This is a genomic window from Pseudomonas sp. 1 R 17 (genome assembly GCF_900067035.1).
GTDB lineage: Bacteria > Pseudomonadota > Gammaproteobacteria > Pseudomonadales > Pseudomonadaceae > Aquipseudomonas > Aquipseudomonas marginalis.
The window spans coordinates 1-21593 of the sequence record NZ_FKLB01000006.1; the positions used below are offsets into that span (position 1 = coordinate 1).

25 protein-coding genes are annotated in these 21593 nt (G+C 61.4%); 13 read left to right on the forward strand and 12 right to left on the reverse strand.

Annotated elements, in window-relative coordinates:
- Together BFP99_RS00075 and BFP99_RS00080 are read left to right on the forward strand one after the other, a co-directional pair.
- Nucleotides 1-686: Tim44 domain-containing protein (locus tag BFP99_RS00075; RefSeq protein ID WP_065946434.1), on the forward strand; the 686-nt coding region annotated here is incomplete at its 5' end.
- 133 nt (nucleotides 687-819) lie between these two features.
- Nucleotides 820-1227: an SMI1/KNR4 family protein gene (locus BFP99_RS00080; protein WP_017739032.1), complete on the forward strand. Its 408-nt coding sequence runs from the start codon at nucleotides 820-822 to the stop codon at nucleotides 1225-1227.
- Nucleotides 1228-1302: 75 nt separating this feature from the next.
- Here BFP99_RS00080 and BFP99_RS00085 read toward each other — a convergent pair whose 3' ends face one another.
- Nucleotides 1303-3066: a cation:proton antiporter gene (locus tag BFP99_RS00085; RefSeq protein ID WP_065946435.1), complete on the reverse strand. Its 1764-nt coding sequence runs from the start codon at nucleotides 3064-3066 to the stop codon at nucleotides 1303-1305.
- Between the two features lie 291 nt (nucleotides 3067-3357).
- Here BFP99_RS00085 and BFP99_RS00090 point away from each other — a divergent pair, with 291 nt between their 5' ends.
- On the forward strand, nucleotides 3358-3843 hold the full coding sequence (locus BFP99_RS00090) for an acyl-CoA thioesterase (protein ID WP_003177014.1): 486 nt from the start codon (nucleotides 3358-3360) through the stop codon (nucleotides 3841-3843).
- 55 nt (nucleotides 3844-3898) lie between these two features.
- Here the strand turns inward: BFP99_RS00090 and pdxY are convergent, their stop codons facing one another.
- Complete coding sequence (gene pdxY, locus BFP99_RS00095) at nucleotides 3899-4771, reverse strand: pyridoxal kinase PdxY (protein ID WP_065926771.1); 873 nt, start codon at nucleotides 4769-4771, stop codon at nucleotides 3899-3901.
- A 117-nt stretch (nucleotides 4772-4888) separates the two neighbouring features.
- Here pdxY and BFP99_RS00100 point away from each other — a divergent pair, with 117 nt between their 5' ends.
- Entirely contained in the window at nucleotides 4889-5284 is a 396-nt protein-coding gene (locus tag BFP99_RS00100) for a DUF3301 domain-containing protein (RefSeq protein ID WP_065926772.1), read from the forward strand.
- On the opposite strand, the gene BFP99_RS00105 is transcribed toward BFP99_RS00100, so the two are convergent.
- Genes BFP99_RS00105 through dksA form a run of 4 tightly spaced genes read right to left on the reverse strand, consistent with a single transcriptional unit; the run spans nucleotide 5278 to nucleotide 8566 of the window.
- Complete coding sequence (locus BFP99_RS00105) at nucleotides 5278-6240, reverse strand: CobW family GTP-binding protein (protein ID WP_065926773.1); 963 nt, start codon at nucleotides 6238-6240, stop codon at nucleotides 5278-5280. The two genes, BFP99_RS00100 and BFP99_RS00105, sit on opposite strands and share 7 nt — an antisense overlap.
- Nucleotides 6241-6284: 44 nt before the next feature.
- Nucleotides 6285-6929 carry a DUF1826 domain-containing protein gene (locus BFP99_RS00110; RefSeq protein ID WP_065946436.1) on the reverse strand — a complete coding sequence of 215 codons (645 nt, stop codon included), beginning with the start codon at nucleotides 6927-6929 and terminating at the stop codon, nucleotides 6285-6287.
- The gene (gene zigA / locus BFP99_RS00115; RefSeq protein ID WP_065926775.1) at nucleotides 6929-8134 is read right to left on the reverse strand and encodes a zinc metallochaperone GTPase ZigA; all 1206 of its coding nucleotides are present in this window, start codon (nucleotides 8132-8134) and stop codon (nucleotides 6929-6931) included. The genes BFP99_RS00110 and zigA overlap by 1 nt, the downstream gene beginning before the upstream one ends.
- A gap of 27 nt (nucleotides 8135-8161) precedes the next feature.
- Nucleotides 8162-8566 carry an RNA polymerase-binding protein DksA gene (gene dksA / locus BFP99_RS00120; protein WP_065926776.1) on the reverse strand — a complete coding sequence of 135 codons (405 nt, stop codon included), beginning with the start codon at nucleotides 8564-8566 and terminating at the stop codon, nucleotides 8162-8164.
- Between the two features lie 127 nt (nucleotides 8567-8693).
- Here dksA and BFP99_RS00125 point away from each other — a divergent pair, with 127 nt between their 5' ends.
- Nucleotides 8694-9062 (forward strand): glutamine synthetase, encoded by a 369-nt coding sequence (locus BFP99_RS00125; RefSeq protein ID WP_065926777.1) that lies wholly within the window; start codon nucleotides 8694-8696, stop codon nucleotides 9060-9062.
- On the opposite strand, the gene BFP99_RS00130 is transcribed toward BFP99_RS00125, so the two are convergent.
- Nucleotides 9059-10270, reverse strand: coding sequence for an N-acetylmuramoyl-L-alanine amidase (locus BFP99_RS00130; protein ID WP_027608208.1), 1212 nt, complete (start codon nucleotides 10268-10270; stop codon nucleotides 9059-9061). The two genes, BFP99_RS00125 and BFP99_RS00130, sit on opposite strands and share 4 nt — an antisense overlap.
- 128 nt (nucleotides 10271-10398) lie before the next feature.
- Between BFP99_RS00130 and folE2 the strand changes: the two genes are divergently transcribed.
- Genes folE2 through BFP99_RS00165 form a run of 7 tightly spaced genes read left to right on the forward strand, consistent with a single transcriptional unit; the run spans nucleotide 10399 to nucleotide 16018 of the window.
- A complete protein-coding gene (folE2, locus tag BFP99_RS00135; RefSeq protein ID WP_065926778.1) occupies nucleotides 10399-11289 on the forward strand; it encodes a GTP cyclohydrolase FolE2 in 891 nt (296 codons plus the stop codon).
- Complete coding sequence (locus BFP99_RS00140; protein WP_065946437.1) at nucleotides 11286-11954, forward strand: metal ABC transporter ATP-binding protein; 669 nt, start codon at nucleotides 11286-11288, stop codon at nucleotides 11952-11954. The genes folE2 and BFP99_RS00140 overlap by 4 nt, the downstream gene beginning before the upstream one ends.
- Nucleotides 11954-12820 carry a metal ABC transporter permease gene (locus tag BFP99_RS00145; protein WP_065926780.1) on the forward strand — a complete coding sequence of 289 codons (867 nt, stop codon included), beginning with the start codon at nucleotides 11954-11956 and terminating at the stop codon, nucleotides 12818-12820. The genes BFP99_RS00140 and BFP99_RS00145 overlap by 1 nt, the downstream gene beginning before the upstream one ends.
- A gap of 11 nt (nucleotides 12821-12831) precedes the next feature.
- Nucleotides 12832-13710: a metal ABC transporter substrate-binding protein gene (locus BFP99_RS00150; RefSeq protein ID WP_065926781.1), complete on the forward strand. Its 879-nt coding sequence runs from the start codon at nucleotides 12832-12834 to the stop codon at nucleotides 13708-13710.
- Nucleotides 13707-14120 (forward strand): phosphoribosyl-AMP cyclohydrolase, encoded by a 414-nt coding sequence (gene hisI, locus BFP99_RS00155; RefSeq protein ID WP_083221117.1) that lies wholly within the window; start codon nucleotides 13707-13709, stop codon nucleotides 14118-14120. The genes BFP99_RS00150 and hisI overlap by 4 nt, the downstream gene beginning before the upstream one ends.
- Entirely contained in the window at nucleotides 14117-14677 is a 561-nt protein-coding gene (locus BFP99_RS00160; protein WP_027608202.1) for a gamma carbonic anhydrase family protein, read from the forward strand. The genes hisI and BFP99_RS00160 overlap by 4 nt, the downstream gene beginning before the upstream one ends.
- Before the next feature lie 3 nt (nucleotides 14678-14680).
- Entirely contained in the window at nucleotides 14681-16018 is a 1338-nt protein-coding gene (locus BFP99_RS00165) for a dihydroorotase (protein WP_065946438.1), read from the forward strand.
- 97 nt (nucleotides 16019-16115) lie between these two features.
- On the opposite strand, the gene BFP99_RS00170 is transcribed toward BFP99_RS00165, so the two are convergent.
- Nucleotides 16116-16637: a DUF3617 domain-containing protein gene (locus BFP99_RS00170; protein ID WP_027608200.1), complete on the reverse strand. Its 522-nt coding sequence runs from the start codon at nucleotides 16635-16637 to the stop codon at nucleotides 16116-16118.
- A 130-nt stretch (nucleotides 16638-16767) separates the two neighbouring features.
- On the opposite strand from BFP99_RS00170, the gene cls reads away from it, so the two are divergent.
- Complete coding sequence (cls, locus tag BFP99_RS00175; protein WP_065926783.1) at nucleotides 16768-18207, forward strand: cardiolipin synthase; 1440 nt, start codon at nucleotides 16768-16770, stop codon at nucleotides 18205-18207.
- A 77-nt stretch (nucleotides 18208-18284) separates the two neighbouring features.
- Here cls and cfaB read toward each other — a convergent pair whose 3' ends face one another.
- The 4 genes from cfaB to BFP99_RS00195 all read right to left on the reverse strand — a co-directional run bounded on the left by cfaB (nucleotide 18285) and on the right by BFP99_RS00195 (nucleotide 21499).
- Entirely contained in the window at nucleotides 18285-19469 is a 1185-nt protein-coding gene (gene cfaB, locus BFP99_RS00180; protein WP_065926784.1) for a C17 cyclopropane fatty acid synthase CfaB, read from the reverse strand.
- 87 nt (nucleotides 19470-19556) lie between these two features.
- Nucleotides 19557-20345 carry an HvfC/BufC N-terminal domain-containing protein gene (locus BFP99_RS00185; protein ID WP_065926785.1) on the reverse strand — a complete coding sequence of 263 codons (789 nt, stop codon included), beginning with the start codon at nucleotides 20343-20345 and terminating at the stop codon, nucleotides 19557-19559.
- Nucleotides 20336-21181: an MNIO family bufferin maturase gene (locus tag BFP99_RS00190; RefSeq protein WP_065926786.1), complete on the reverse strand. Its 846-nt coding sequence runs from the start codon at nucleotides 21179-21181 to the stop codon at nucleotides 20336-20338. The genes BFP99_RS00185 and BFP99_RS00190 overlap by 10 nt, the downstream gene beginning before the upstream one ends.
- A 66-nt stretch (nucleotides 21182-21247) precedes the next feature.
- On the reverse strand, nucleotides 21248-21499 hold the full coding sequence (locus BFP99_RS00195; protein WP_027608195.1) for a BufA2 family periplasmic bufferin-type metallophore: 252 nt from the start codon (nucleotides 21497-21499) through the stop codon (nucleotides 21248-21250).
- Nucleotides 21500-21593 lie beyond the last annotated feature (94 nt).

The window sequence follows — 21593 nt, forward strand, 5'->3', positions numbered from 1 at the left end:
CCGGCGCCGCTGCCAAGGCCGGCGGTGCTTCGCGCTGGTTGGGCCCTCTGGCCGGTATCGCGGCCGGTGGCCTGCTCGCTTCCATGTTCATGGGCGGCGGCTTCCAGGGCATGCAGATCTTCGACATCCTGATCATGGCGGTCATCGCCTTCCTGGTCTTCCGTTTCATCGCCGCCCGTCGCCGCAAGCAGCAGGAGCAAATGGCTCCGGCCGGCGCGCCGATGCAGCGTGAAGTGTTCGAGCAGAAGCCAGCCATGGGTTCGATCTTCGGTGGTTCGGCAGCGCCTGCCGCAGCCCGCCCGGTGATCAACGCACCGGCGTGGTTCAACGAAGAGCGTTTCGTCGAAGCGGCCCGCAGCCACTTCCAGTCCCTGCAGCAGCACTGGGACGCCAACGAAATGGACAAGATCTCCGAGTTCGTGACCCCGCAACTGCTGGAGTTCCTCAAGCGCGAACGCGCCGACTTGGGCGACGGCTTCCAGTCGACCTATATCGACGACCTGCACGTGCAACTGGAAGGTGTGGATGATCGCGCCGACAAGACCATCGCAACGTTGACCTTCAGTGGCGTGTCGAAGACTTCGCGTTTCGACCAGGGTGAAGTGTTCAGCGAAAGCTGGAACATGGAACGTGCCCAAGGCGACAACCAGCCATGGCTGGTCGCCGGTATCCGCCAGAACGGCTGATACCCACGCGCTTGAGCAAGCCGTAACAAAACCCCGGACCTGTCCGGGGTTTTCTATTTCACGGTTGCACTTATGGCGAGCTACTGTATAAAACGCCCCTATAAACCGCGCCATCAGCAAGAGGATCCCGGCCGTGGAAGAAATCATCGAACAATTGCGTGAAGCCAATGAACCGGTTCCGGTTCCTCTGGAGTTGCCTGACGAAGATCAATTGGTGGAAATCGAGGAACAGCTGTTCATCGACATCCCGTTTGTCTTTCGTGAATTCCTGCTGACCGTCAGCGATGTGGTGTACGGCAGCCTGGAGCCGGTGACCGTCACCGACCCGCAATCCCACACCTACCTGCCGGACGTGGCTGCCAACGCCTGGGATGCCGGTGTTGACCGCAGCATGATCCCGATCTGCCAGGACGGTGACGATTACTACTGCGTCGAAGAAGACGGCACCGTGGTGCTGTGGTCCGGCGAAGAAGAACTCGTCACCGAAGAGACCTGGGAATCGGTGTGGCACTGGGCGCGGGACGTCTGGCTGGAAAGCTGAGACCTGACCCCCGTGGCGAACGGGCTTGCGGTGGTGAGCGGGCTTGTCCCGCGCCGGGCCGCATAGCGGCCCCCACTAGTGTTCCGGCGTATCCTTATGGTTATCCAGCGTCTCCAGCAAGGCGACCTGCATCCGCGTATGCACACGGATGAACCATCGCCAGAGCACGGCCGCCACCGCCGCCGTGACCACGGCAATCAGTACCAGCAACTTGTTGGTCGGCAGAATACTGGCCGACAAGGCTGCCAATAGCACAAAGATCACCAGCAGCGACAAAATCGGGATCAGCTCCGCAATCACCCGTCGCACACGCTGGGTATGTCGCCCGGCCATTTCCGGCTTCACGCTCATCTCCGCCAGCAACATCGACAGCGCCTTGAGCTTGCGGTACGCCGCAATCAGGAACGGCAACGACAACAGCAATGCCCCACCCCAGATCAACGCCTTCTGCCAGCTTGGATCAGTGATCCAACCTTCCAGGTACCCACCAATGCGCACCGCGAAAAAGCTTCCGGCGAAGAAAATCGCGATCACCAGCGCCAGGTTCACGCCCACCTGCAGGATGATCTTGCGGATCATCGACGCCAGCATGGCGCCCTCGCCTTGCGGCTGAATACTGCGTAACCATTCGCCGTACATGCCAAACACCCGGCTCATACGCTTGGGCATCACGGCGGCGATCTTCAATGACAAAGGGTCGGCGCCGCGAATCAGGTACGGCGTGAGCAGCGTAGTGATCGCCGAAACGGCCACCGCCACCGGATACAGGAAGTCGCTGGTCACCTGCAAGGTCATGCCCAGCGCGGCGATAATGAAGGAAAACTCGCCAATTTGTGACAGCCCCATGCCTACCCGCAGTGAGGTACGACCATCATTGCCGGCGATAAAGGCACCCAGGCCGCAGGACAGCATCTTGCCCAGCACCACGGCCACGGTGATCACCGCGATCGGCCAGGCGTATTGCAGGAGGATCTGCGGGTCGATCATCAAGCCGATCGCCACGAAGAAGATCGCGCTGAACATGTCGCGAACCGGCTCGATCAGGCGCTCGATCTTAACCAATTGCCGGGATTCGGCCATGATCGCGCCGATCAGAAACGCCCCCAGCACCATGCTGTACTCCAGCTTGACCACCAGCAGGCAGAAACCGAAACACAGGCCCAGTACGGTGATCAGCAGCATTTCGTTGCTTTCGAATTTGGCCACGTAGGCCAACAGGCGCGGCACCAGCAAAATACCGATGACCAACGCGACGATCATGAACAGCGAGAGCTTGCCGACCGTGGAGAACACCTCGCCGGAGCTCACCGTACCGCTGACGGCGATGCTCGAGAGCAAGGCGATGATGCCGATGCCAAGGATGTCTTCCACAATCAGCACGCCAAAAATAAGTTGGGCGAAGCGCTGGTTTTTCATCTTCAGGTCATTGAGTGCCTTCACGATGATGGTGGTGGAGGAAATCGCCAGGATCGCGCCGAGGAACAGCGAGTCCATGGTGTTCCAGTCGAACCAGCGGCCAATCTCGTAGCCGATCCAGATCATCAGGATGATTTCCAGGAAGGCCGCGATAAACGCCGTGGCCCCCACCTTGAACAGCTTGCGCAGGCTGAACTCCAGGCCCAGGCAGAACATCAGGAAGATCACCCCCAGTTCGGCGAGGGTCTTGATGGTGTCTTCGTCGTGGATCAGTCCGAACGGCGGGGTGTGCGGGCCAATGATGAAGCCGGCGACGATGTACCCCAGCACCACGGGTTGCTTGAGGCGGTGAAACAGGACGGTGACCACCCCTGCCACCAGCATGATCACAGCCAAGTCCTGGATAAAGCTGATGGCGTGCATGGCGAGGGGCTCCTTGAGGGTACTGGCGCTTTTCCCACTTCCGCACGCGCCTTTGAAAAATCGCAAAATGCGGAAGGAAAAGTCTGCCTTTATAGTAAGAAATGCCCTGAGATGGGCTTTTGAAGGTTAACACCGCGACTTCCGCCGGAAAGCCGGTGCAATATATGGAAACAGATCGGTGAACGCGTGACGGCAAGCCGCCCACCGGCGTCCCGTAAGGGATGGCGCTGCAAAGATCCCAGCACCCGCAGAGGTGCCACCCAACCAATGCCTACAACCCGTGAGTGTGCTATGGAACCCGGAAACGCCCAGCTGTCGATGACGGTATTGATGACCCCTGACATGGCCAACTTCTCAGGCAATGTCCACGGCGGCACCTTGCTCAAGTACCTCGATGAAGTGGCCTACGCCTGCGCGAGCCGTTATGCCGGTCGCTATGTGGTGACGCTGTCGGTGGATCAGGTGATTTTTCGCGAACCGATCCATGTCGGCGAGCTGGTGACATTCCTTGCGTCGGTCAACTACACCGGCAATACGTCGATGGAAGTGGGCATCAAGGTGGTAACCGAGAACATCCGCGAGCGCTCGGTGCGTCATACCAACAGCTGCTTCTTCACCATGGTGGCCGTGGACGACCAGCGTAAACCCGCTGCCGTGCCACCGCTGCAACCCCATAACAGTGAAGACAAGCGCCGGTTCGTGCAGGCCCAGCAGCGCCGGCAGATCCGCCAGGAGCTTGAGAAGCGCTACCAGGAAATCAAGGCTGACGCGCTGTAAGTCCAACCAAAAAATGTGGGAGGTTTGCCCCCCTCTCACATTGGGTTCTGTGTACTTACAGGCTGATCGGCGTCGCCTCGAAACGTACGCGAGGATGGGCGATGCGGTCCTGGGCGCGGACCAGTTCCAGCTCGTAACTGGCGCAGGCCTGGGTTTCCAGCAGCACTTCGTGCACCGCCGCGGCCGTGAACTCAAAAGCCGCCAACAGGCTGTCGCCCAGCAACACCCGCGCCAGGAACAGCCCCGACGTCAGGTCGCCCACGCCCACCGGCTGGCGCGGGAACGCCAGCAGCGGCCGACGCAGGTGCCAGCTGCCCTCGGCAGTTACCAGCAGCATCTCGAAACCATCCGGCAACTTGCCCGGGTAATCCAGGTGCTTGACCAGCACCGCCTTCGGGCCACGGGCCAGCAATGCCTTGGCCATGCCCAGGCAGTCGAACAGCGATTGCGGCTTGCGCCCGGCAAAGCTGTCCAGTTCCAGTTGGTTGGGGCACAGGAAGTCGGCCATGGCCGCCGCTTCATCCAGCAGGAAATCGCTGACGTCCTGCGGCACGATGCAGCCCTTTTCCGGATGGCCCATCACCGGGTCGCACAGGTACAGGGCCTTGGGGTTGATGGCCTTGATGCGCGCCACACCGGTAAGAATCGCGCGGCCCTGATCCGCACTGCCCAGGTAGCCAGACAGGATCGCATCGCAGTTGCCCAGCTCCCCGATGGCGGCAATGCCTTCCACCAGCGCAGGAATCTGCTGCGGCGCCAGCACTTCGCCCGCCCACTGACCATACTGGGTATGGTTGGAGAACTGCACCGTGTTCAGCGGCCAGACGTTCACCCCGACCCGCTGCATGGGGAACACGGCGGCGCTGTTTCCGGCGTGGCCAAAGACCACATGAGACTGGATCGCAAGCAGATGAGGTGTGCGTTTCATGCAGGAGATTTCCGTAAAGCCATTGAAATTCTGGCCGCGCAGTATGCGACTAAACGCAGCCTGTACGACAGACCGACGACACAGTTAAGCTGCTCTCACTTTGTTGGAGTTTTTCGCATGCTGACCCTGGGAAACATCTTCGTGTTGATGCTGCTGGCGACCGGCGCCGCCTGGGTATGGCACAACCACGGCCTGCGAGAGCGGGCGTTGGCGCGGGTCAAGCAGCATTGCGCCAAGCTCGATATCGAATTGCTCGACGGCGCCGTGGCGTTGAAGCGCATCGGTTTTGTGAAGGATGCCAACGGTCGGCGGCGTCTGGCGCGTATCTACAATTTCGAGTTCACCGTCACGGGCGAGACCCGTCACAGCGGGACCATCACGCAATTCGGCGCCCACAGTGCGCAGATCGAACTGGCGCCCTACCCGTTCGAGGTCAAGGAAGCACTGCCCAGCGCCAATGTGATCGAGCTGAGCCAATGGCGCCAGGACCACGCCACCAAGAACCGTCAGTAACGGCAGGCGGCCAGTGCAATCTGCAACGCGGCCACGTCCTGTGGTGCGCTGAAGATCAGTTCGATACGTGAGTCGCGACGCCATTCGCTGGGTTGCCAGGCGAACCGGCTGTTATCCACAGCGTTGGCCGAGATCCACCCATCACGGCTGTGGATAACCAGTTTGGCGCGGCGCCACTCAAGGGATGTCAGCCACAGATGCAAACGCTCGGAATCGAATTGCTGGCTCGGGTGCCAGCGCCAACCGATACTCCAACCGCCCTCCTGGGCCTGGCTCAGGCAAATCGGCACGCTCGGATCACTCCAGATAGCCGGCAATTGAGCCAGCCCCTTGGGCACCACGAAGTTATCCACAGCCGCTTCAGCCTGCGCATTCAAGCCTGGCAGTTTGCCGAGTGGCACGTACGCCTGCTGCGTCCAATAAATGTTCCGATCGGGTAGCTGTCGTTCGACGGCCTCGCGTTGCGCAGCATCCAACCCCTCATCCTTGTTCAACACCAACAGCCCGGAACTGGCCAACGCTTCCTGCTGCGCTGGCGGCAAGGGTTTGCCCGCTGCCAGCGCCTGGGCATCCAGTACCAACACACAGGGCTGAACCGCCAGCACCTGCTGCCACGGCGCTTCGCGCAACTGCTTGAGCAACTGCGCAGGATGCCCCAGGCCCGAGGGTTCGATAAACAACCGATCCGGCTTGGCCTTACGCAGCAACCGGCCCAGGCCTACTTGGAACGGCGCGCCATTCACACAACAAAGGCAGCCACCGGCGACTTCACCCAGGGCAATGCCATCGTCATCCAGGGTCAGCAATGCAGCGTCCAGGCCGATCTGGCCGAACTCGTTGATCAACACCGCCCAGCGCTCGTTGGCCGGACGTTGGGCAAGCAGGTGCTTGATCAGGCTGGTCTTGCCGGCGCCCAAGGGCCCGGCAATCACGTGGGTGGGAATGTTCTGCAGCATGGGTGCCATCGTTCGGACCGTGTAGAGGGTTTGATCCTACGCGGTTACGCGAGCCAATCCAGCGTCAGAATCAATCGGCGCTCATTCGCTTTCAACGCCGGGGAGCGATGGATGAGGCCGTGGTTTTCGTTGCCGTGCCATTTGGTGCCTTTGAGCAGGGCCACTTCACCGCACTGGATCTGTTCGATGCGCTGGCGCGGTTCGGCGTCCGGTTGGCTGAGCTTGCGTCGGTCCATCACCCCTTCGCGCAACCACTGGCTACCGATGCCGGCATAGGTGGTGATCAGCCGTACCGGCACATGGTCAACGTGGAAACGCGGGCACATGGCTTTATCCAGCAGCCGCAGGCGCACACCGATGCGCTTGGCGCCGAGCAGGCACGCAAAGGCGCTGACCAGCCACGACACATCGGCGATAAAACCTTCGTAGCCTTCAAGATCGCGGCAGCTGGACGCCAGACCGCACAGGTTCGGCTCGGCGTCTTCGTTGTTGAGTTCGATCACCAAGGACTCGGCCAACGGCTCATTCAGCGCAACCAGCAAGGCGCCGAACTCGGCGATATGCAACGGCAATTGGCGCTGCCACAGCGCCAGGTTCACGCCGTCTTCGAGAATATCGGACAGCGCCAGCGGGGTTTCACCACGGGTCTGGCGAACCACCTGGCGCAAAGGGATAAGCGGTTCCAGCATCAGGCGGCCTCTTCATACCAGGGACCAAACGGATCAGCCAGCAGGCGCCAACCTTCGACACCCAGGGCCAGTTCTTCATCGGTGAGCAAGCACGCGTCCAACTCGGCACGCATCCGCGCGAAGTCGATGTTTTGTCCGATAAACACCAGTTCCTGACGGCAGTCGCCAGTACTGAGCTGCCAGTTGCCCATGATGGCGGCGACGCTTTCTTCGTCCTGGGGCCATTGGCTTTTCGGCACAAAGCGCCACCAGCGTCCGGCAAACCCATGGCGCATCAAGCCACCGGCCTGGGACCAACTGCCCGCATCCTGATGCTTGCTGGCCAGCCAGAAAAAGCCCTTGGAACGCAGCAATTTGCCGTTGACCCAAGGCCGGTCGATAAAGTCGAAGAAGCGTTGCGGGTGGAAGGGACGACGTGCGCGGTAGGCCGTGGAGGCGATGCCGTACTCTTCGGTTTCCGGTACATGTTCACCTCGCAACTCCTGCAACCAGCCCGGCGCCTGCGCGGCACGTTCGAAGTCGAAGCGGCCGGTGTTGAGGATCTTGTGCAGCGGCACCTCGCCCATGACCATCGGGATGATTTCCGCCTGGGCGTTGAGACGTTCAAGGATCGCCATCAGTTCCTCGCGCTCATGGCTGCTGATCAGGTCGATCTTGCTGATCAGGATCACGTCGGCGAATTCGATCTGCTCGATCAACAGGTCGGTGATCGAGCGTTCGTCCTCCTCTCCCAGGGTTTCGCCCCGTGAGGCGAGGCTTTCGGCAGCCTGGTAGTCGAGCAGGAAGTTCATGCCGTCGACCACGGTGACCATGGTGTCCAGGCGCGCGATATCGGCCAGGCTTTGCTCGTTTTCATCACGGAAGGTGAAGGTTTCAGCCACCGGCAACGGCTCGGAGATCCCGGTGGATTCGATCAGCAGGTAATCGAAGCGACCTTCCTTGGCGAGTTTTCCGACTTCTTCGAGCAAGTCTTCACGCAAGGTGCAGCAGATACAGCCGTTGCTCATCTCCACCAGTTTTTCTTCGGAACGGTTGAGGGTGACGTCACGCTGCACCTCGCTGCCGTCGATGTTGATTTCGCTCATGTCGTTGACGATCACCGCCACGCGCAGGTTTTCGCGGTTGCGCAGGACGTAGTTGAGCAGCGTGCTTTTACCGGCGCCGAGAAAGCCGGACAACACGGTAACGGGGAGACGATTGGGCATCAGGTAATCCTCATCAGGGTTGGCCGGTCAAATCGCCCGTTTATGGCGTTCGCGCAGCTCTTCACGTTCTTTGGCTTCGATACACAGGGTGGCGGTGGGGCGCAGCAGCAGGCGTTGCAGGCCGATGGGCTCGCCCGTTTCGCGGCACCAGCCGTATTCGCCGCGGGCCAGCAGTTCGAGGGCGTCGTCGATTTTGTCGAGGAGCTTCTTTTCCCGCTCCAGCAGGCGCAGTTGCCACTGGCGCTGTTCTTCGGCGCTGCCCACATCGGCCGGGTCGCTGTTGGGCTCCTGCTCGCGCAGCACCAGGAATTCGCCCTCGATGCGCGCTTGCAGTTCATGGCGCTGAGTCAGCAACAGTTCGCGGAAAAAGCCCTGCTGGGCTTCATTCATGTAGTCGGCGGGCGGTTGGGCCAGCAGGTCTTGTTCGGTCATGGGGATCGGTTCACGGGCCAGGCTGTGTTTTTTATGTTATAGTATAACAATGCAAATAAGCCAATCCCCCTTGCTCGTTACGACGAAGGGCGCAATGCTTGAACACTTCCCAGTCCCGAGACACCCTATGAAATACCTGGTGTGCGCCCTGTTACTGGCAGTCGCGGGGCCTGCCTGTGCCGAAGCGCCAAGCTTGCTGGCCAAGTGCACGCGCAGCGCCAACCTGTTGGCCTGTGTGGACCCCCTGGGCAATGCCTACAGCGTGGCGACGGTGGGCACCACCACGTATTTGCGTGGTTTCGAGGTGATCGGGAAACGTTATTGGGCACAAACCAACAGCCGCTACGGGCAACTGACGTTCTTTACCGGTTTGGCGTCGGATGGAGAAGCATGGGTTGGCTACACGCGGCGCGTGGGCTGGACCACGATCAACCGGTTTTCCAGCTCCGGGGGCGCCACTGCCAAATTCACGTGCAGCCGAATTACCGGCTGTTAGGCCTGGGCATTCTTCTGTTCCTGAACCCAGGCCATGTAGCTGTTCATCGGCGGGTTCTTCTGGAAGTAATTTTTCAGGCCTTCGAACAAGCCATCCGCAACCGCCTGTTGATGGCGCGCCGTCACCAGGCGCTGGGCGTCCTGGGCATTGGAGATAAACCCGGTCTCCACCAGGATCGACGGCACATCCGGTGACTTGAGCACCGCGAACCCCGCCTGTTCCACACGCTTCTGATGCAGGCTGGTGATGCTTTGCAGGCTCCCCAGCACCGAGCTGCCCAGTTGCAGGCTGGAGGCGATGGTGGCGTTCATCGACATATCAAGAATCACCCCGGCCAGCATCGGGTCCTTATCCTTGAGATTGAGCAACGTGGTGGCGCCCAGCAAATCCGCGCCGTTTTCACGCTGGGCCATAAAGCGCGCCGTGGCCGAGGTCGCGCCGCCCTCCGACAGCGCATACACCGAGGCGCCCGAGGCCGTGAGCCGTGGCGCGGCATCGGCATGCACCGAGATGAACATATCGGCCTTGTGCTGACGGGCGATGTCCACGCGCTTGCGCAGCGGCACAAAGAAGTCGTCGTTACGCACCAGTTTCACGTCAAAACCCTTTTCGCGCTTCAAACGCTTGGCCAGCAGTTGGGCGATAGACAACACCACGTCTTTTTCGCGCTGGCCCTTGGACCCGACAGCGCCGGGGTCTTTGCCGCCGTGGCCGGGGTCGACCACCACGATAATGTCGCGCTTGGGGTGCGCCTTGTTCACCGCGGCCACCAAGGGCACCGCCTCAGCCGCGATTTGACGCGGTGCACGGGTGGCGCTGGTCAGGTCCAGCACCAGGCGATGGCCCTGCCCGTCCTGAGGCGGCAATACAAAGCTGTTGAGCTGCATCGGCGCGGCCAGGTCGAGCACGATGCGCGTATCCGCCTTGCCGAAATGCCCCGAGCGAATCGAGGTGATCCCGCTGTTCTTCAGCTCAAGTTGAGAAAAGTCACCACTGAGACCCGCGCCGCTCAGGTCGATGATCAGGCGTTCCGGGGCAGTCAGAGAGAACGTCTTGTATTGCACTGGGCCGCTAAGGTCGAACACCAGGCGCAGCTTGTCGTCCGAACGCCATAGGCGTGCATTGCGGATCTGGGTCGCGTGGGCGGCGAACGGCAAAGCAAACAAAGGGCTGGCCAGGAGCAGGTTGAGGAGCTGACGTCTGTGCATGACAAATACCGCAAATAGAGGAGTGTCCGTACTCCACATGAGTGAAAAAAGGCCGGGGCAGAAAATTCATCGTCGACTCTATTGTTATACTATAACATGTCGAATTATTTCCAACGATGGACCTGCTTATGAATGCGCTGACTCTGCCGGATATTGCCGCGCAGGCTTCACGCCAAGCCTTGCCACTCGACTGGGTGGGCATGTGCGGCATCGCCCTGCCGATCCTCATTGACGGCCAACGCCTGAGCGCCAGCGCCGATGCCGGCGTCAGCCTGGACGATGGCACCGCTCGTGGCATTCATATGTCACGCCTGTACCTGGCACTGGAGATGCTCGAACAGCAGCCCGTTACGCCTGCACTTCTGCGCAATGTACTGCAGCGGTTTCTCGACAGTCATGAAGATTTATCTAAGAACGCCTACCTGCGTCTGCACACGAATTTACTGCTGAAACGCCCGGCGCTGGTCAGCCCATTGGCCGGCTGGAAGGGTTACCCGGTGAGCATCGAAGCGCGCCTGGAAAACCAGATGTTCCACGTGGAACTAAAAATTGACGTTACCTATTCTTCAACCTGCCCCTGTTCCGCCGCCCTCGCCAGGCAGTTGATTCAGCAGCAATTTCTCCAAGACTTCGGCAACACGCCGTTGCAGCATGAAGATGTGCTGACCTGGCTCGGCAGCGCCAACGGTATCGTCGCCACGCCCCACAGCCAGCGCAGCAGCGCGCAGTTGCACGTGCACCTGCAAGGCGAGCATCTGGCGCTGACGGAGCTGATCAACGCTGCCGAAGCCGCCCTCGGCACCGCCGTACAAACCGCCGTAAAACGCGCGGACGAACAAGCCTTTGCCTTGGCCAACGGGCAGAACCTGATGTTCTGCGAAGACGCCGCCCGCCGCCTTAACCTCGCCTTGAAACGCTCGGATGCGGTCAAAGCCTTCCACCTCAAAGTGATCCACGCCGAAAGCCTGCACGCGCACGATGCCGTGGCTGAAAGCCGCTGGACGAGAAACCCTGCATGATCACCTGCACTGCTTTGCGCTGGGGCGCCCCTGGCCAACCGCTGACACCCGCCGTGGATTTCACCCTGGAAAAAGGCAGCCTCACCGGCGTGATCGGCCCCAACGGCTGCGGCAAAAGCAGCCTGCTCAAAGTCATCGCCGGCCTGCAAAAACCGTTGGCGGGCAAAGTGACCGTGGATGTTCCACGCCGAGGTGGCCTGTCGTTCCTGCCCCAGCAACAGCACCTTGATCGTCAGTTCCCCATCAGCCTGCAAGAACTGGTCGCCGCCGGTTTCTGGGGCACGCGGCTCACCCCGCAACAACGCAGCCAGCGCCTGCAGAAGGTGCTGGAAGAATGGTGCCTCAGTGGCCTGGAACAGCGCCCATTGATGGCGTTGTCAGGCGGCCAACTACAACGCGCATTGCTCGCTCGCATGAGCCTTGCCGAGTCGCCAGTGTTACTGCTTGACGAGCCCCATGCCGCTCTGGACGAAGAAGGCCAGGCGCTGTGCTGGAGCCATATCCACGCCTGGCACGCCGAAGGCCGAACGTTGGCGGTGGTGTGCCATGACTTGGCCTCCGTACGCCAACACACCCAACAAGTGGTGCAAATCAAAAGCAGTGGCTGTGTATTCGGCCCCAGCAAAGAGTTGATCCGCCCGCAGCCGCACATGCAGGTGGCCTGATGCACTTCACCGCCCACCTGTGGATGCCCTTCCTCGACTTCGTCTTCATGCGTCGCGCCCTGATCGGCGGTCTGGTGCTCGCCTGCAGCACCGCCCCGCTCGGCGTATTTCTGATCCTGCGCCGTATGAGCCTGATCGGTGACGCCGTCGCCCACGGCATATTGCCCGGCGCCGCACTGGGCTTCTGGTTCGCGGGCTTGAGCCTGCCCGCGTTGACCATCGGCGGCCTGGGCGCTGGCCTGGGCATGGCCGGCCTGTCGGCGTGGATCACCCGCCGCACCGGCCTGCGCGAAGACGCCAGCCTGGCGGCCATCTACCCCATCTCCCTCGCCGCCGGCGTGTTGATCCTGGGCCTTGCCGGCAAGCGCCTGGATTTGCTGCACCTGCTGTTCGGCTCTGCCCTGGCCGTCGACGAAACCACCCTGACCGGCATGCTCTGGGTCTCCGGGTTCAGCCTGATCGCCATGGCGCTGATCTACAAACCGCTGCTGCTGGACACCCTCGACCCGCTGTTCCTGCAAACCGTCAGCCGCCTTGGCCCCCTGGCCCACGGCTTGTTCCTGACCCTGGTGGTCCTGAACCTGGTGATTGGCTTCCAGGCCATCGGCGCCTTGATGGTGGTGGGTTTGATGATGTTGCCGGCCATCGCTTCACGCTTCTGGAGTCGGCGCCTGCCGGTGTTGATCGCGGTATCGGCGGTGCTGGGATGCCTGTCGGTGTGGTTGGGTTTGTTGCTGTCGTTCTACTTCTCGCTGCCCAGCGGCCCGGCGATTGTGCTGGTGGCTGGCGGTGGGTACCTGCTGTCCGTGGTCTTCGGTCCGGTGCACGGCTTGCTGCGCCGCCCGCCTTTGCTTACATCCCAATGAGGTGTTTCCCGATGCGCGCTCTACTCGTGCTGTTCAGTTTGCTGCTGCCGTTGTCGATGGCCCAGGCCGCCGACAAACTCCAGGTGGTTACCAGCTTCAGTATTCTCGATGACATCACCCACCAGATCGGTGGCGATCACATCCAGATCAGCAACATGGTCGGCCCCGACGCCGATGCCCATACCTACGAACCCTCCCCGGACGATGCCAAGGCGCTGCTCAAGGCCAAGCTGATCATCAAGAACGGCCTGGGCTTCGAGCCGTGGCTGGACCGCCTGGTCACCAGCACCGAAACCAAGGCCACGGTGGTCACCGCCAGCAAAGGTGTGATCTCCCACACCATGGAGGAAGACGGCGAAACCATCCCCGACCCGCACGCCTGGCACAACCTGGCCAACGCCGAAATCTATGTGAACAACATCACCAAGGCACTGGTGGCCGCCGACCCGGCCAACAAGGCCGACTACCTGCGCAACAGCCAGGCCTACCTGAAAGAAATCTACCGCCTGCTGGCCGAAGCCAAGACCAAGTTCGGCGCGCTGCCACCGGGTAACCGTCGCATCGTCACCTCCCATGACGCCTTCGGTTACCTGGGCCAGGCCTATGGCATCCAGTTCCTGGCGCCACAAGGCCTGTCCACCGAACGTGAACCTTCGGCCGCCGAAGTTGCCGCGCTGATCACCCAGATCCGCAAGGACAAGGTCAAGGCGGTGTTCATGGAAAACATCAAGGACTCGCGCCTGCTCAAGCAGATCGCCGATGAAAGCGGCGCGCAGATTGGCGGCACGCTGTACTCCGACGCCCTGGCTGCCGAAGGGCCGGCGAGCACCTTCACCGGGCTGTTCGAGTACAACCTCAACACCCTGTGCGCAGCGTTGAGCAGGCCGTGACCCTGAGCATGCTCGAACTGGAAGGGGCTGCCGTCGGCAGCCGCTTTCCACTCGCCGCCGTGCTCGACGCCCTGCCGTGGAACAGCGATGGCCTGATCGCCGCCATCGCCCAGCAACATGGCAGCGGCGAAGTGCTGATGCTGGCCTGGATGAATCGCCAGGCCCTCAACGAAACACTGGCTACCGGGCAGGTCTGCTATTGGTCGCGCTCGCGCCGACAGCTGTGGCGCAAAGGCGAACGCTCCGGCCACTGGCAACAGTTGGTGGAAGCGCGCCTGGATTGTGACGGCGACGCGGTACTGCTGATCGTCGACCAGCAAGGCCCGGCCTGTCACACCGGCCGCCACACCTGTTTCTACAACGCCATCGAGGGCGCCTACGTTCACATCATGACGGAGCCATTTGCATGATCCGCAAGAACCCTTCCGGTGATCTGCCGGTGATTGCCGAATCGGCCTACGTCGACAAGACCGCGATCATCTGCGGCAAGGTCATCATCGGCGAGAACGTGTTTGTCGGCCCCTACGCCGTGATCCGCGCCGACGAAGTCGACGCCGGCGGCGCCATGGACCCGATCACCATCGGCGCGAATTCCAACATCCAGGACGGCGTGGTCATCCACTCCAAGTCCGGCGCGGCGGTGACGATAGGCGAATTTACATCCATCGCCCACCGCTCCATCGTCCACGGCCCCTGCACCGTCGGCGACCGGGTGTTTATCGGTTTCAACAGCGTGCTGTTCAACTGCGCCGTCGGCGATGGCTGCGTGGTGCGCCATAACTCGGTGGTCGACGGCCGTGATTTGCCCGCCGCCTTCTACGTGCCCTCCACCACCCGCATCGGGCCGAATACCGACCTGTCGCAATTCCCGCCGGTGAGTGTCAGTGCCTCGGAGTTTTCCGAAGACGTGGCACGTACCAACGTCGACCTGGTGCGCGGTTACAAAGCCCTGCAAAACGAGTTCTGAGCCATGAGCCGCCTGCTGATCCGCAACGCCCGCCTGGTGACCGAGGGCCAGGAATTCGATGCCGACGTGCTGGTCGCCCATGGCCGTATCGAAAAGATCGCCAGCAGCATCGGCGGGAACGCCGCGCCCGTGTCCATCGACGCCCACGGGCAGTGGCTGCTGCCGGGCATGATTGACGACCAGGTGCACTTTCGCGACCCCGGCGCGCCGGACAAGGGCAGCTTCTACAGCGAGTCCCGCGCAGCGGTAGCCGGCGGCATCACCAGCGTCATGGACATGCCCAACACCAACCCGGCCACGCTGAACCTGGAAGCCCTGGCCGATAAAAAGCGCCGCGCGGCCCTGCACTCGGTGGCCAACTACGGCTTTCACTTCGGGGTCAGCAACGACAACCTCGACACCGTCGCCGCCCTTGACCCGCGCGAAGTGGCCGGGGTCAAAGTATTCATGGGCGCCTCCACCGGCAATATGCTGGTGGACGACCCACGGGTCCTGGAACGGCTGTTTGCCGAAGTGTCGACCCTTCTGCTGGCCCACTGCGAACACACGCCGAGCATCCAAGCCAACGAGCAGCGCATGCGTGAGCGCTTCGGTGACAGGATCCCCGCCGTCGCCCACCCGCTGATCCGCGATGCCGAAGCCTGCTATCGCTCATCCTCCTTCGCGGTGGAACTGGCCAAGCGTCACGGCACGCGCCTGCATGTACTGCACCTGACCAGCGCCCGCGAGTTGGCATTGTTCGAAGACAAACCCCTCGCACAAAAACGCATTACTGCTGAGGTCTGCGTGCATCACCTGCTGTTCGATGACCGTGACTATCACCGCCTCGGTCACCAGATCAAATGTAACCCGGCGATCAAGACCCGCGCCGACCGCGACGCCCTGCGCCTGGCCTTGCTGAGTGATCGTCTGGATGTGATTGGCACTGACCATGCGCCGCATACCTGGGCGCAAAAACAGTTGGAGTATCGTGAGGCGCCCTCGGGTTTGCCCTTGGTGCAACACGCGCTGCCGGCGTTGTTGGAGTTGGTGGCCGATGGGCTGCTGCCCCTGGCCACCCTGGTGGCCAAGACCAGCCACCGTGTCGCCGACCTGTTTGCCATCCCCGACCGGGGTTACCTGCGCGAAGGGTATTGGGCCGACCTGGTGCTGATCAAACCGGAGCCCGAGGGAAAGCCGGTCAGGGATGAGCCGATTCTTGCCCGCTGCGGCTGGACACCGTTCGCCGAACGCAGCTTTCGCCACAGCGTGAGTACCACCCTGGTCTCCGGCCACCTGGCCTGGCACAACGGCCAGGTGGTCGACAGCTGCCAGGGTTTACCGCTGCATTTCCTAAGGTAGGCGCGAGCTTGCTCGCGAAGAGCGTTAACGATAACGCAGGGGACCTGACACCCGGTGGCGCTCTCCGGTTTTTCGCGAGCAAGCTCGCTCCTACAGGTTAAGCGCGAGGCTTGACCGTGCCGCAATCGGTGCCCAGCCATTGGGCGTGGGTATCCAGGCTGCCCTTCTGCTGAACGCCGGTGGCATTGAAGGTGCCGTTGACGGTGGTGGTGAATTCTTTCTGGCTCTGGAAGGTAGCGACGCCGGTGCCCTGGGCTTTGGGGCAACTGAAGCGGAATTTCCACTGGTTGCCGGTCTTGTCGGTCACTTCCTGCTTGCAGCCCGATTGGGGGTCGGTCAGGGGGATCGAATCAGAGGCGACTTGTGCCGGGGTGAGGCACACCTGCACGCCTTTGCCGGCCATGGTGATGCCTTGTTTTTCCAGCATGGCGCGCTGTTCGGGGGTCATCTGCTGCTTGAGCTGACCGAGGATCAGCGACAGGTCCGGCAGGTCCTGGTTATCGACTTTCATGTTGCTGGTGGTCAATTCCCACAAGCCCGGCGCCAGCATCTGCGCCTGCGCTGCCAGCGGCAACGACAAACCAACAACCATGGCCAAACCAAGCAGACGAGCATTCATTGGGTAACTCCTGGGGAATTGTGGGCGTTAGACGCCGCAAAAGTGCCAGTGTTGCACGCCAAATAAAATAGCGACATTCGCAGCCGTTCATGGTCTGTTAGGCATTGGATTGCCTGGAGTACCGTCGTCCATGGATTTCTTTGGCCCGCACCTGCTCGCCTACTTCATCGCCACGCTGCACTTTCTCGGGACTCTCGCCGCGATCCACGCGGTGCTGACCGTCAGGACCGCCCAAGGCTCGATCGCCTGGGCCCTGTCACTGATGTTCATGCCCTATCTCACCCTGATCCCCTACCTGATCTTTGGCCGCAGCACCTTCGACGCGTATATCCAGGCCCGTCGCCAGGCCAACCAGGAAATGCACACCGCGATCACCGAGCTGAACTGGCGCCCCTGGGTCGAGGAGGCTCTCGCTGCGCGCAACTCCAGCGCCTACGCCTCGTTACGCGCCATGCCCAAGCTGGGGCGCATGCCGTGCCTGGCAAACAATGAAGTGCGCTTGCTGATCAACGGCGAGGCCACTTTCAGTGCAATCTTCGACGCCATTCGCAGTGCCAAAACCGCCGTGCTGTTTCAGTTCTTCATCATTCATGACGATGAACTCGGCCGTCAGTTACAGGCGCTGTTGAAGGAAAAGGCCGCCCAAGGCGTGGGCATCTACGTGCTGTACGACCGCATCGGCAGCCACGCCCTGCCCCATCAGTACGTGCAATCGCTGCGCGACGCCGGGGTGCAGGTCAAGGCATTCGCCACCCGCAGCGGTTGGCTCAATCGTTTCCAGGTCAACTTCCGCAACCACCGCAAGATCGTGGTGGTGGACGGTGTCACCGGGTTTGTCGGTGGGCACAATGTGGGCGATGAATACCTGGGCAAAAAACCGCCATTGGCACCATGGCGCGATACCCATGTGCAAGTCACCGGCCCGGTGGTGGCGTGTTTGCAGGAGTCGTTTGCCGAGGACTGGTTCTGGGCCGCGCGCGAGCTGCCGCCGCTGATCCTGCCGGACGCCTACCCCGAAGACGGCGTGCTCTGCCAATTGCTCGCCAGCGGCCCGGCCGATCCGTATGAAACCTGTTCGCTGTTTTTCGTCGAGGCCATCCATGCGGCCACCGAGCGGGTGTGGATCACCAGCCCATATTTCATCCCCGACGAAGCGGTGTTCGCCGCCCTGCGCCTGGCGGTCCTGCGGGGCGTGGACGTGCGCCTGTTGCTGCCATCGCGGCCCGACCACCGCATCGTGTACGCCGCGTCCAGCCTGTATGCGATCGAAGCGGTGCGCGCCGGTGTCCGGGTGTTCCGCTATACGCCGGGTTTTTTGCATCAGAAGGTGGTGCTGGTGGACAACGAGATCAGCGCCATCGGCAGTGCGAACATGGACAACCGTTCATTCCGGCTGAATTTCGAAGTGATGTTGCTGACGGTCGACGAAGCCTTCGCCAAGCAGGTGGAACAGATGCTGCTGGACGACTTCGCCCAGGCCCATGAAGTGAGCCAGGAAGAAAGCCGCGAGACCCGCCGCCTGCAGCAACTGGGCATGCGGGTGGCGCGCTTGATCTCACCGATTCTCTAACGGCCAATGCGGTAAAAAATGTGGGAGGGAGCAAGCCCCCTCCCACAGTTGGATCTCCACTTTTCTGGAACATCAGCTCAGCGATAGATGTCTTCCCGCGTCCACGGCAGTTCATGGCTGCCATCCGCGTGAGGCTTCACCGCGAGGATCTGGTGCAGGTTGATCCAGCCCCGCGCAAACGCATAGGCACACCCGGCCAGGTACAGCCGCCAGATGCGTAACGCCTGCTCCGGCACCAGCTTCGCCGCCGCTTCCAGGTTGTCTTCCAGGCGCTCGCTCCAATGGTCCAGGGTGCGCGCGTAATGCAGGCGCAGGCTTTCGACGTCGACCACTTCCAGCCCGACTTCGCTGATCTCGGCGGTCATCATCGCCAAATGGGGTAGTTCGCCGTTGGGGAACACATAACGCTCGATAAACTCCCCGGCGCCACGGCCAACAGGCCGGCCGTCGGTGTGCTTGGCGGTAATGCCGTGGTTCATCACCAGGCCGCCTTCGCGCACGGCACCAAACAGGGTCTTGCAGTATTGCGCCAGGTTGGCGTGGCCGACGTGTTCGAACATGCCTACGCTCACCACTTTATCGAAACGACCATCCTGGGGCAGATCGCGGTAGTCGAGCAGTTGCAGGTCGATCTGGTCTTCCAGGCCCTCGGCTTTCACCCGCTCCTTGGCCAATGCCAGCTGTTCCTTGCTCAGGGTGATACCAAACACTTTCACCCCGAACTCACGCGCTGCGAAACGTGCCAGGCCGCCCCAGCCACAGCCTACGTCGAGCAGGTACTCGCCTGGCTGCAAGCGCAACTTGCGACACAGGTGGCGGAATTTGTCTTGCTGGGCCTGGTCGATGGATTCGCTGCCGGTTTCGAAATAACCGCAGGAGTACGCCATGTCCTGGTCCAGCCATAGCTGGTAGAACTCGTTGGACAGGTCGTAATGGTAGGAAATAGCCGCGGCGTCGGTGGCCTTGTCGTGGATCGAGCGCACCGGCAGACTCGCGCCGTCGTCCTCGACCAAGGCATGACTCAACTCATCACAGACCCGGATCACTTCGCTGATGGAACCTTCCAGCTCCAGTTTGCCCTCGACGAAGGCTTCACCCAACGAGTCGAGTGTGGGATGGGTCAGTTGGGGCACGACCGTGGGGTCCTTCACCACGATGGTCACACTGGGCTCGGGGCCCAAGTTGAATTCATGGCCATCCCAGAGTCGAAGACGCAGCGGCAGCTGAAGATTCTGTAAGGCCGGTGGAAGTTGCGCGAGCATGAGTAGTCCCCCCTTGTTTCAGACGTCTGGAATGAGGGTAGACCATCCCGAGAAAAAGTAGGAGGCTATCGATTTGATAGCGTTCTTCTATGGGGCCCGGCGCTGGAGCAAACCGTCCTGGATCCACTGTTTCAGCCATGTCACCGCTTGCAGTGGTGCACCCTCTCCATAAGTGACTGCCAGTTGCGCACACAGTTCTGCGAAGCGCCAACCGGTCGTCACCATCCCCGCCAGCGCAAACGCCTCGGCCGGTCCCAGGCTTCGATAACGGCACACATTCTGATCGCGCCATACCAGGCAGATCTGTGCGAAGTCCAAGGTGTGGCTGTCGGGGAAATCCGCGCCATCCTTGCTGGCACGCCAGATGGCCACGGTGTTGAAGTGGCAAAGTCGCTGCTGTACGGATGGTGTCAGGGAGACCTGCAAACCGGGCCAATCCTCGGGCGGCAGCACCGCCATATCATCCTGGGTCAGCGGCTCACCCTGCGGCGCATCGAACGCCAGGGTGAAGGCCCACTCCAACTGGGCCAGTTCAACCAGCGGCGCACTTTGCTCGGCCACCAGGTGCTCGTGGATAAACGCCGGAAACCGCTCGCCCAACCAGCGCAGGCTGTAGTGGGCCGACGGATAACGACGCACATAGGCTTGCGTCAGCAGCGCAAACTCATCATCCCCCAGCCAATACCGGATGGCGCTGAAGTCGTGCCGCAACACCTCCTGCAGCCGTGCCAGATAAGCGTTGTGATAGATCGCCAGGCCAGTGTCTACATCCAGCGTCGGTCCGCCCAATAACGTGGCGGCAAAGCCACTGTTGGCATCAGGCGTCTGCGCTGACAAGTGCTGTTCAAAGGCCAACTGCCAGTCGGTCAGGCGCATAACGACCTCCGGGCCAAGGCTGCGGCGCCCAGCTTCCGGGCCTTTTCCAGCTCGGTGAGCAGCGCTTCGAACGGCGGGAAATGGTCATCGCGCTCCAACAGCGTCGAGACCGGCCCCAAATGCTCCAGGGTCTGTTGATACAACGCCCACACCGGGTCGCACACCGGATGGTCGTGGGTATCGACCACGTAGTCGCCGTAATCCATATGCCCGGCCAGATGCAGCTGGCGGATGCTGTCGGGCGGCAGGTTGCGGATAAAGGTCCAGGCATCGAAGCCATGGTTGCGCGCACTGACATACACATTGTTAACGTCGAGCAGCAACTGGCAGCCCGACAGGTGGGCCAGGGCATTGAGGAATTCCCATTCGGTGAATTCATCCGCCTTGGCACGCACATAACTGGATACGTTTTCCAGCACCAGCGGGCGCTGCAACACATCCTGCACTTGGCGAACGCGAGCAGCTACGTAGTAGAGGCTTTCTTCGGTGTAAGGCAGGGGCAGCAGGTCATGCAACTGGTGCGCGCTGCCACGGCTCCAGCACAAATGATCGGAAATCCACGCGGGCTGGATACGCTCCGCGAGCTGCTTGAGGTGTTTCAGGTAGTCCATGTCGACGGGGTGGGGGCCGCCGATGGACAGGGACACACCGTGCATCACCAACGGGTAACGCTCGGCTATCGCATCCAGGTAGTACAAGGCTTTACCGCCCTGCACCAGATAGTTCTCGGAGATCACTTCGAACCAATCCACGGCCGGCGCTTGTTCAAGGATCTGCTGGTAGTACTCACTGCGTAAACCCAGGCCGTAACCCAGACTTGGAAGGGACGCGGACATGACTCGCTCCTGGGCAAAGTGTCCGCAGCGGTGGGGACTGCCACTGCGGTTGCACTCGTTTGCCGGTTATTCGCCGACTTTGCCGCCCGCTGCGTCACAGGCGGCCTTGGTCATGGCCTTGAAGCCGTGGCCCTTGCACACCGCCTGGCCCTTGCAGGCGTTTTCAGCGGTTTTGCAGTCGTTCATGCCTTTGCAGGACGTCACGCCGTAGCAATGCACTTGCGCATCGGCGGCTTGTACCTGGGTCGCAACACCAGCAAACATGGTGGCGGCGGCCATCGCCAGGGCAGCACCAGCAGCAGCGGATTTAATCTTCATTCTCGTATTCCTCGTGATCGGTAGTGGCGTCGGTCTGAACGGATTGCCCAGTCTCGACACAGCACTAGAGTGAGGCCCCTTATCGGCGTTACAG